This window comes from Tropicimonas aquimaris (assembly GCF_042676185.1).
GTDB classification, from domain to species: Bacteria; Pseudomonadota; Alphaproteobacteria; order Rhodobacterales; family Rhodobacteraceae; genus Tropicimonas; species Tropicimonas aquimaris.
The window spans coordinates 1-8,963 of sequence record NZ_JBHTJT010000059.1; the positions used below are offsets into that span (position 1 = coordinate 1).

Below are 8,963 nucleotides of genomic sequence, written 5' to 3' on the forward strand. Positions count from 1 at the left end.
AGATGGAACCAAGGCGGGTCATGCACTAACAATCAAACCGGACCAGTCAGATCAGGCTCCCCAGCTGCGGGTCGCACCTACGGCGGTTAAGTGGGCAGAGCTGAAGTTCGCGGTCAAGTTGTCCGACGTGAGGTCAAGGTCGCAACGGGCTGTTCGCCAAAGACCTCTTTGTAGAGTTTGCTGAACCGCCCGTGATGTTCGATTCCGTACATCTGACAGACGTCTGACACTGTCGTTGGACCATTGCGGTCCAGTAGAGCGCGTCTTGCGCATTGCAGCCTTGCCTGTGAAAGCACTTGCGTCGGCGTTGCTCCACGAACCTTGCGAAAGGCGGTTTGAAGAGTCCGTTCGGAGATACCAACGTGACGAGCGATGTCCCGAAGACTGCCGATCTCGTCGGGCCTCTCGTAGATCAGTTCTTCGGCCTTTCGAACATATGTCAGAGACAGGGCATGCACACGGCCGGGCGGTTGACGGGAGGCAGGACCGAGGAATGCTTCAAGACAGCTGTTAATCTGGCCAATAAGGACCGTCGTCCAGGCATCTGCCAAGTTCGCTTCGATTTCTCTCTTGCCCGCAAGGGCCACCTGCGTGGCGAGTGCGAGCGTTAGGCGAGCCAGGTGTAGATCTTGATCCTTTGACGCATCGCCCCAAACCATGCCTCCCCGTGCTTCCAATCGCGAGAGACGATCACCCAGCCGTTGAGACGGCATGGACAGCACGAAAGCTTCGTAATGGGCTTCCGGATCGGGTAGGACGGTCGTTTCGCGCGTCCCGCGGCCAATCAGAATCCATGGTTCGTCCTTGCGCTCAAACTGCACGTGTTCGTTTCGGCTCGACAGTGTGCCCTTGACTGGTACCAGAAGGTTGGGACGTTGGAGTTCCGACAAGACAACATCATGTCCGGTGGATTTGACATAGGCGAGGCTCAACGAGCCAATATCGCTTATCGCGACTGCTGCCTCGCCATCCCTTGGGTTATGTAGATTGAGAGTTGCTTTCCCCGTGAACTGACGTCTCGAAAGCTTCGACCGTTCGTTGCTGTAGTACGAACTGAGTCGAAATCCTCCGAGGCCCTTTGGAAGTCTGTCGCGGGCGGTCTTGCATAGTACACGGGGAGCGAGCCCGGCCAATGGCTTGGAAACCTGTGCAATCGGATCGGACATTTTTTACCCGTGCTTCGGAAATCGGATAACTGCTGCGCCATTTGGATAGACTGGCGCCTGGCAGGTTGCAATCCTCGCCGTTGAAACCCGGGCAGACACAGGGCGGTCCGCAGTGTTTGATCCCAGCATGCCAACACCTTTGGCGACGCTTGCCGTCATAGCGTTGCCGCTTCTGAAGTACGAATGACAAACGATGCTCAAGGTTTTTAAAACAATGAACAAACCACTTCTTTTCATAGCCATATCCGCAGTGCTCACTATATCGCCTTTTGCTCCCGCGTCCGCAAATGTTGGCCAGGCCGCCATCGATGGCTGCATCGATCAGATACGCGCGGTCGGTGGCCCAGACGGTCAGAGCGGAGCAGTCGTGTCATCGGAGTATTCCGAGGCCAACTCTCTCATTATGTTCCGGGATGCGGGAAACACGGTCTGGCGCTGCCTTGTCTCCAATGACGGCGTCGTTGCAGAACTCACCGTCGCGCAAGCGGCCGATGACGGCGGCGGCGCGATGGCCGGCTCTTCGGGCTCGGGCGCGTCAAGCACCGAGCGGGTCCAGTTCGCAAGTGGTACTTCTGGCGCGGAGCTTGCCGGCTCACTCCTGCCACAAGAGAGCCGACGCTACATCCTTGGTGCGCGCGACGGTCAGGTCCTGTATTTCCGTCTCGCCGCGAACGGCCCCGGAATGACCTACGTGATCTATAACCCGGACGGGTCAGTTCTGCTCGATGAAATGGGAGCGTCGCAAGAGTATCGCGGGCAGCTCTGGCAATCGGGAGACCACGTGATCGAGGTCTACAACACCTCCAACGGTGCGCAGTCCTACAACGTCATTTTCGGGATCGAATGACACGATCCCCGAAGAGGATCCGTATCGAGTTGGAGAAATCATGAAGAGTCCGATCATTTTGGTTTGTGCACTCACAACACTCGGCGCTGTAGCCGGGTGCGTAGAGACATCAAGCCCGAGCGCACCGCCAACGGGCCAGACGTCTGTGGGAAGCTCCACCGATCTGACGGCATTTGAGGGCGCGCGTGCCGGTCAGGCCGAGATGGGCATCCAAAACCTCGGCTACGAGTTGATCCGGACGGATGGCCTCACGGCCTTTTGGTTCAACCGTGGCACGGGCGCCTGTGCTCGCATCACGACATCAGATGGTCGCTACTCCGATGTGGCCATGCTCCCGGCCGAAGACTGCTGAAATTCCCGCAAGGAAAAACGCGCCACAATCGAACCGAAAGGAAACCCTATGAAAAACGCCCTCGCTGTCTCCATCATCCTTCTTGTCCTGGCGGGATGTGTTGAAGAGCAGTCCTTTACGACAGAGGCCGATATCTCAGAGGCAAACCGAAACACCGAGTGTCCCGTGGATGTGACGGAAGCCGATCGCGCAAACTACCCCGCGTGCAATTGATCTGGCTTCGCAGGCGAACAGGCAAATGGTCGAAGATCGCCGGGAACAAATGAAATCCAGGCGGACGATAGCCTGCCAATGGGTTCTTCGGATCGTCGGGGTATTGTACCTCTTTGCCCTGGCGTTGCTCCTGATCGGGACCTTCGGGCTCTTCGGTCAGGAGCGCGATCCCTTGGCCGGAGTTTTCCTGATGCCGCTTGGACTGCCGTGGGTTCTCTGGGTGGATGGATTTCCGGAAGTGTTGCTACCTTGGCTGGCCGCAATGGCGCCGGTGCTGAACCTCGCGATCCTGACATTGCTCTGTCGTTTTGTTCACGGCGGCAATGCCCCCGAAAAGCAACTCAATGAAGGAGGGCCAGATGCATCTTGACCTCGCACACGCGCTCGTAACGGGCGTTCTGATTTACGTCGTAATGATCGGGATGCACAAGGCGGGTCTCTATGTCCCGCACAAGGAGGGTGGCCCTCGGTGGAGTTGGCCGCTGTTCTTCGGAATCGGTGCCGCTGTGTTCATCCTTAATTTGGTGTGGCCTTGAAGCTGATGAGCGACTTTGTTCCCGAGGTCGGCATTGTCAGAACGTGGACGCTTAAGGCGAGCGAGCGAGAAGACGCGAATTGCCTTTGAAATATCAGCGTGGTTTTGTGGATTCATAGAATGAGCAGGCAATCAGGGCAGGCAGAAATGGCATTTGGTAATGGCGGTTGCGGCGGATGGAGCCGGCGGCAAACTCTCGCTTGGCTTGCGGGTGCGGGTATTATTGCTGGCCTCCCTCTTTTCGCAAACGAGAACGACGAGATCGTCTACGACGTCAACAACATGCTTCCCGGCGACTACACATGGCATCCCGATCGGTCGCCGACCGGTGCGGTGGCTGTTGTGGTCTCGTTGCCGGAGCAATTGGTCCATGTCTATCGCAACGGTGTGAGGATTGCGGTCTCGACATGCTCGACCGGAAAGAAGGGTCACGGAACGCCGACCGGCGTGTTCACCATCCTGCAGAAGGACAAGGATCACCGGTCTTCGACCTACAACAACGCCCCGATGCCGAACATGAACCGGCTGACCTGGGACGGGATCGCACTGCACGCCGGGAACCTTCCGGGATACCCTGCGAGTCATGGATGTGTGCGGCTGCCATTGGCGTTTTCTGAGAAACTCTTCACGGTCACCCATATCGGCACGCCGGTTATCATTGCAGGCGCGAACGGCGATCCTTGGGAGTTGACCCATCCCGGGCTGGTCCTTGGCGGCACAGCGGAATCCGAGATGTCTGCCGCTGTACAGGCGCTCAGCGCCAAGTCACACCCGTCCGACTGGGGCCAGGCTGCCGACTACCCTGTTACGACGGTCATGGCCACGGGCGCAGACCGCCGCATTGTCCTGATCGAAGATGGTGTCGAAATCCTGGAAGCCGACCTGACGATCGACGGCTCCCCTGAGCTTGGCGAACATGTGATGATGTTGACCCGCCCGAAGCCGGAGGACACGTCCCTGGTCTGGCACGCCGTCACCCACCATCCTGATCCAGGCGCAGAGAACCTTGGTATGCCAGAGGCGGGAATACTTTCCCGGTTGCGCGCACCCAAGGTCTTCAACTCAGCGATGCGGGAACGGATGCATCCAGGAATGACCATGATAATTTCCGATCTGGCGGCGACGCCCGACCGAATATCCGGACGCGACTTCGTGATCATGGCCGGTGAAAACCTGACATCGCCGCGTCCGAAGATCAGGGGCGACCACATCGATCCGGTTTCACCGACAGCCGATCGCGGCTGACCTACTGTCATTTGAAAAACATTCCTGTGCGAGTTGCAAAGGACGAACAGTTCGGACAGGCCGACGGCCCACACCGGATGCGATTTCTCTGGATCGATATCGCGCGAACGATCGCCCTGTTGGCGATGGTCGTTTCTAATTTCATCCGTGATCTCGAGTTCTTCAGGCTGATTCCACCCGGAACAATACTGACTGGGTTCTGGGCGGCATTTGCGCGATTGATCGCAGGAAGTTTCCTGTATTTGTCGGGTGTCCGTATGGTCGTCGCCCACGGTCGCGAGGTAAGGCTGGGCTCTTGGGGCAAGCGTCTCGCGACGATAGCAGCGGCGGCGATGTTTGTGACCCTGGTCACCTATGCAGCACTCCCCGACCACTTCATCTACTTCGGAATTCTGCATGCTCTTGCCGTCACCGGCCTCTTTGGCATCGCGCTTCGAAAGGCGCCCGCATGTAGCTACTGGGGGCAGTCGCGCTGGTCGTTCTGATCGACACAGCATTTGCGCGTTCTCTCGAACTCTCGCCGTGGTGGGCATGGACCGGTCTGAGCAGGAACGTCCCACCAACTTTGGATTTCATTCCCATCGTTCCATGGCTTGCCCCCAATCTTGCGGGAATGGCATTCGCGAAGGCTGTGCCTCCCGGGAAACTTGAACCCAACTGGCCGGATTTTGTGCAAGCGGCCAGGCTGGTCTGGCCCGGGCAACACCGCCTGACATTCTATCTGGTTCATCAACCGGTTCTGGTCGCGATGGTCTGGTTGATATCCTTGGTTTCATCATGAAGTCGACAATGCTGTCTCCAACGTTGATTGATTGAGCGTGAAGCCTCACCGGGCCGAAATAGATATCTCACCGGCATTCCTTTCATTTCGCAGGATCACCGAAGCGGACGTAAGGAAAGTCGATAGCGGAAGGCGACTTTGGGCCGTTCGCGCGTTCTGTGCCTTTGCCGCACCTGCGAAGTGCTACGCCCGGCCCAAGGTCTGCTTTGCGCAGGAAGCGACCGGCATGGTCGCCCCGGCGACGAGGCGGATCAAAGCGCAGCGCTGAAAGGGAAGTTTGCCGACCTTGCGGACATCTGAGCGTTTCACTCGGATGACTGAATAATATCTCAAAGCGGTCAGCGCTCTGAAACGGGAAATGCGCGCTCCGTAACATTTCTAAGCAGGTTATTCCCGCGTCATGCGGCATCGTGGAGACGACTGTGGCCTTTGTGTTGCCGACGACGCACGGTGCGGGTCCGCTGCCCGCGACGAATGCAGGGGCAGCGGCAAATTCAGAGGTTTCAGTTCGTTTTTTCCACACCCGGTGCTTTCCAGTCTCCCTTTAACGCCGCTTCCTTGGGCCAGTAGAGACGCATGGCCATCCAGAACGGCCCGGCGGGCGCGGGCAGCCAGTTGGACTCCTTGTCCTTTCCGGGCGCCTCGTTTTGCACGTAGATTGTCAGGGACCCGTCGTCGTTCATCTTCAGATCCGGCAGCATCGGCGAGTTGACCAGGTAGCGATTGATCGGGTTCTCCACCAGCAGACTTTGCGGCAGGCCGTACATCGTCACCGACCAGAACGCATTCACGGGCGGCAACTGCCCTTTCGGGAAGGTCACTGTGTAGGCGTTGGCCCCCGAAAGAGCATTCCCGTCCGTATCCAGTTGCAGTACCGGGTAAAACGCCTCCTCGGCGGAATTTCCGTAGATCCCCAAGATCACGGCCGCCATGCGGTACATCCAGTTTCCGCCGATCTCCTCGCGCGTTCCGAACATGTCGGCCGAGGTCACCTTCCCGGTGTCGATCTGCTCCTTCTTGAACGTGTCGAACGCGTCCCAGGCATCCGTCATCCCGGCCTGAACCGCCTTCAGAACCTCCGGCGACAAGCTGTCGGGATCAAAGCCCGCCTCGGTCCCGATGCCGAGCTTGGCCATTCGGGCCCGCAAATCCTTCTCCTCGTCAGGCACAGGGCCCAGTTTCAGGGTCAGGTCGAGAATTTCGAAGAACTTCGGATCGGTTTTTTCGTCTTTCTGTGTGACCGGCGTCAGCGCCTTTGTCACAGGGTGGTCGACAGTGACCTTGGTAGGAAGAACGTTGGGCTTCTCCAGCGGTACCGCTGTGCCATCCTTGGCGGTTTGGCCGAGAAAGGCAGAGAGCGGTTGAAGCGTATAGCCCGCCTGGATCTTCTTCACGTTGTCCAGGTCGTCGGGGCCCATGAGTTGGGTGCGGTAGATGACAAAGGCGAAATCGGTCTCCGAACGGATCACGTCGTCAATGCCCGCGGGTGTGTCGCCGGTCCAGTTCGGCCCGGCAAGCAGATAGGTTCCTCCGCCATTACCTGTAGTGCGGCTGCCGACATAGTGAAAGTTGAACGTATATGCGTCGATGAATTGCAGGGAAAAATAGCGCTTTTCGTCGATTTTGGGCACGCCGAGCACAAGCGGCTCCACTCGCAGGTCCGCTCCGAGCATCGAATAGGGCGTGTCAGAATTGGGTGTCTGGATCGTGGTGTCTTTCGGAGTAAATAGTCGCGCGGTGTTTAGTACCTTGTTCCACGGACCTTTGTATTCCGCGCCGCTTTGATCGACGAAATAGGTGTATTGAATCCGGTAGTTCTCTACCAGCGGGTAGCCGAAGATATAAGCGTCCTTGGCGATGGCCCGCGCCTCATCGGGCGAGACGTTCTGGGCAAAGATGCCAGTTGGGGCGAGTATCAGCCCCAACGTCATAGATGCCAGTAACCGCCGTAATGATGATTGCCTTTCCATCGCTTCCTCCAATTTTTGACCAGGTTGCGCTTCTCCGACGGCACCGTGCATAGGTTTTCCAAAGGTGTCTATGAAGGAGATCAAATGCCCCGCCTACTTGCCCCCATGGCACATCCCTTCGACGTGACTAATGCGCCGCTGTCGGCATAGCTTTGATTGGCCGAGTTCGTTACGCATCAGCGCACGTCTCCAATGGTCTCACAACGCGCCTTGTCCAGAATTCGACGAACGGCAGGAATGCGCAGGAAGGCGACATGTGCATGCAACCGCGGTGGATCGGATACGTGCATCAAGCAGTCACGACCACTGCCACTAAGTTAAGGTCTCCAATCTTGCTCCACCCGGAGGGTGGTATTATATTACCCTCAGCAGATCAATCGATTTCAATCCCCTGCCCCGTCTTTGGCAATAAAGAAAGATCAAGATGCCTGGACCCGATCCATTCGGCCTCGACATCGAGGAACACGAGAACGGCGGCTTCACCATCACTTGCGAGGTATGGGCACAGGGCAACCGCGCCAACCGGATCGCCAGAATGCAGGCCGTCAGCCGAAACATCAGATGGACCGGCTGGAAGTGCGCTTGGTGCTACGAGCCGATCCCGCTCTACCGTCGGGCCGACGCCAGGTTCTGTTGCGAAGGTTGCCGGAAGCGTGCGGCGCGCCAACGGCGGATGAACAGGCAATGACGGGCGCTGACCTGAAGAATGCGCGGCGAGAGATGGGATGGAGCCAGCGCGAACTTGCCCAGCGTGCAGGCGTTGACCGGACGACCGTTCAATACTGGGAGGCCAAAGCCGAGATCGACACTCGCTCCTGGGCGACAGGGCGGATAGCCGATGCACTTGGGTGGCGGGATTTTCGGACACCAATCGCGCGCACGCGTCATGGGGTCTTGGACCGAAAGGCGGAGACCAGACACCTCAACCGCCTGTACTCAGGCAGCAAAGACTCTACCCTCACCTCTGCTAACAACCAAAGGCGTATCTGCGGCGCCAGAACGCGGAAAGGCACGCCATGCAGGGCGAAATCCGAGCCGGGTAAGAAGCGCTGCCGGCTCCATGGCGGGATGTCGACGGGCCCGAAGACGGAGGAAGGGCGAAAGCAGATAGCCGAGGCACAGCGGAAACGGTGGGCGAAAGCCAGCAAACACGCAGCATCGGGCATGAGGCGCTGAAGCAGATTCACCAGCTTCGGAAAGCGGACCTAGGCTGTGAGCGCGTAGACCACCGAGTGCTGGACCAAACCGCCGCCTAGTGAACCCAGATAGACAGGCAGTTAACTGCGCATTCCCGACACTCAAGGTGCCCGAGCACTCCGTGGCGCAGTATCAAAACTGGAACCGAAAGCCGCCATTCAAGATCGGTGCAGAAAGTAACCGCGGTGGGATCAAAGCGGCCGTTTCTCTAGCAATATTGACCGAAATCATTGCGTCCAAAAAGACATTTTATATTTTACACCGAGAAGCGGCGCAATGCGCGGAGAAATCAGATGCAAGCTTCCGAGTGCAATTCTATCCATCGGCTTTCAGCCCTTGGGGAGCGCGCCATCCGATTTTGTCTGATGTTTTCAATGGTTGTGTACATGAGTACAGTGGCGCAAGCGAATGACGCCAGAGCGGAGCACCCTGGTAGGATCGCATTTTCCATGTTTCAGAATGGTTGGTGGGACCTCTTTTCATCAGAGATCGATGGCAGTGAACTCATACAGCTGACGAACGATGCACTACGTGAAATTAGTCCTACTTGGTCACCAAACGGCGGCTTGATGGCGTTTTCGTATGGAGAGCTGGAGTGCCCCATCTGAACTGGTCCACCGTTATGTTTAGGAAACGGAGGACAGAGAATGGCGAACA

11 protein-coding genes are annotated in these 8,963 nt (G+C 57.7%); 9 read left to right on the top strand and 2 right to left on the bottom strand.

The genetic code is table 11. From position 1 onward, the window contains the following. Positions 1 to 113 precede the first annotated feature (113 nt). On the bottom strand, positions 114 to 1,166 hold the full coding sequence (locus ACFQ2S_RS23210; RefSeq protein ID WP_386078675.1) for a helix-turn-helix transcriptional regulator: 1,053 nt from the start codon (positions 1,164 to 1,166) through the stop codon (positions 114 to 116). Positions 1,167 to 1,359: 193 nt separating this feature from the next. Between ACFQ2S_RS23210 and ACFQ2S_RS23215 the strand changes: the two genes are divergently transcribed. The 6 genes from ACFQ2S_RS23215 (at position 1,360) to ACFQ2S_RS23240 (ending at position 5,139) form a co-directional block, all read left to right on the top strand. Beyond that, entirely contained in the window at positions 1,360 to 2,013 is a 654-nt protein-coding gene (locus ACFQ2S_RS23215; protein WP_386078677.1) for a hypothetical protein, read from the top strand. A gap of 40 nt (positions 2,014 to 2,053) precedes the next feature. Then, entirely contained in the window at positions 2,054 to 2,365 is a 312-nt protein-coding gene (locus ACFQ2S_RS23220; protein ID WP_386078680.1) for a hypothetical protein, read from the top strand. A 238-nt stretch (positions 2,366 to 2,603) separates the two neighbouring features. Further along, complete coding sequence (locus ACFQ2S_RS23225) at positions 2,604 to 2,948, top strand: hypothetical protein (protein ID WP_386078683.1); 345 nt, start codon at positions 2,604 to 2,606, stop codon at positions 2,946 to 2,948. Positions 2,949 to 3,233: 285 nt separating this feature from the next. Beyond that, positions 3,234 to 4,358 carry a L,D-transpeptidase gene (locus ACFQ2S_RS23230; RefSeq protein WP_386078685.1) on the top strand — a complete coding sequence of 375 codons (1,125 nt, stop codon included), beginning with the start codon at positions 3,234 to 3,236 and terminating at the stop codon, positions 4,356 to 4,358. Positions 4,359 to 4,369: 11 nt separating this feature from the next. After that, on the top strand, positions 4,370 to 4,843 hold the full coding sequence (locus ACFQ2S_RS23235) for a heparan-alpha-glucosaminide N-acetyltransferase (protein WP_386078686.1): 474 nt from the start codon (positions 4,370 to 4,372) through the stop codon (positions 4,841 to 4,843). Next, positions 4,843 to 5,139, top strand: a complete 297-nt coding sequence (locus ACFQ2S_RS23240) for a heparan-alpha-glucosaminide N-acetyltransferase domain-containing protein (RefSeq protein WP_386078700.1) — start codon at positions 4,843 to 4,845, stop codon at positions 5,137 to 5,139. The genes ACFQ2S_RS23235 and ACFQ2S_RS23240 overlap by 1 nt, the downstream gene beginning before the upstream one ends. Before the next feature lie 503 nt (positions 5,140 to 5,642). Here the strand turns inward: ACFQ2S_RS23240 and ACFQ2S_RS23245 are convergent. Further along, positions 5,643 to 7,160: a DUF1254 domain-containing protein gene (locus ACFQ2S_RS23245; protein WP_386078689.1), complete on the bottom strand. Its 1,518-nt coding sequence runs from the start codon at positions 7,158 to 7,160 to the stop codon at positions 5,643 to 5,645. Between the two features lie 373 nt (positions 7,161 to 7,533). Between ACFQ2S_RS23245 and ACFQ2S_RS23250 the strand changes: the two genes are divergently transcribed. From ACFQ2S_RS23250 to ACFQ2S_RS23260, 3 genes are all read left to right on the top strand, one after another. Continuing rightward, a complete protein-coding gene (locus tag ACFQ2S_RS23250; protein WP_386078691.1) occupies positions 7,534 to 7,797 on the top strand; it encodes a hypothetical protein in 264 nt (87 codons plus the stop codon). Beyond that, positions 7,794 to 8,285, top strand: coding sequence for an HGGxSTG domain-containing protein (locus tag ACFQ2S_RS23255; RefSeq protein WP_386078694.1), 492 nt, complete (start codon positions 7,794 to 7,796; stop codon positions 8,283 to 8,285). Before ACFQ2S_RS23250 ends, ACFQ2S_RS23255 begins: the two co-directional genes overlap by 4 nt. A 142-nt stretch (positions 8,286 to 8,427) precedes the next feature. Further along, positions 8,428 to 8,718, top strand: coding sequence for a hypothetical protein (locus tag ACFQ2S_RS23260; protein WP_386078697.1), 291 nt, complete (start codon positions 8,428 to 8,430; stop codon positions 8,716 to 8,718). The last annotated feature ends 245 nt before the right edge of the window (positions 8,719 to 8,963 follow it).

Coding starts and splice junctions, on each gene's coding strand:
- ACFQ2S_RS23210 (WP_386078675.1), bottom strand. CDS start 1,166: ATGTCCGATCCGATTGCACAGGTTTCCAAGCCATTGGCCGGGCTCGCT.
- ACFQ2S_RS23215 (WP_386078677.1), top strand. CDS start 1,360: ATGCTCAAGGTTTTTAAAACAATGAACAAACCACTTCTTTTCATAGCC.
- ACFQ2S_RS23220 (WP_386078680.1), top strand. CDS start 2,054: ATGAAGAGTCCGATCATTTTGGTTTGTGCACTCACAACACTCGGCGCT.
- ACFQ2S_RS23225 (WP_386078683.1), top strand. CDS start 2,604: ATGGTCGAAGATCGCCGGGAACAAATGAAATCCAGGCGGACGATAGCC.
- ACFQ2S_RS23230 (WP_386078685.1), top strand. CDS start 3,234: ATGAGCAGGCAATCAGGGCAGGCAGAAATGGCATTTGGTAATGGCGGT.
- ACFQ2S_RS23245 (WP_386078689.1), bottom strand. CDS start 7,160: ATGCACGGTGCCGTCGGAGAAGCGCAACCTGGTCAAAAATTGGAGGAA.
- ACFQ2S_RS23250 (WP_386078691.1), top strand. CDS start 7,534: ATGCCTGGACCCGATCCATTCGGCCTCGACATCGAGGAACACGAGAAC.
- ACFQ2S_RS23255 (WP_386078694.1), top strand. CDS start 7,794: ATGACGGGCGCTGACCTGAAGAATGCGCGGCGAGAGATGGGATGGAGC.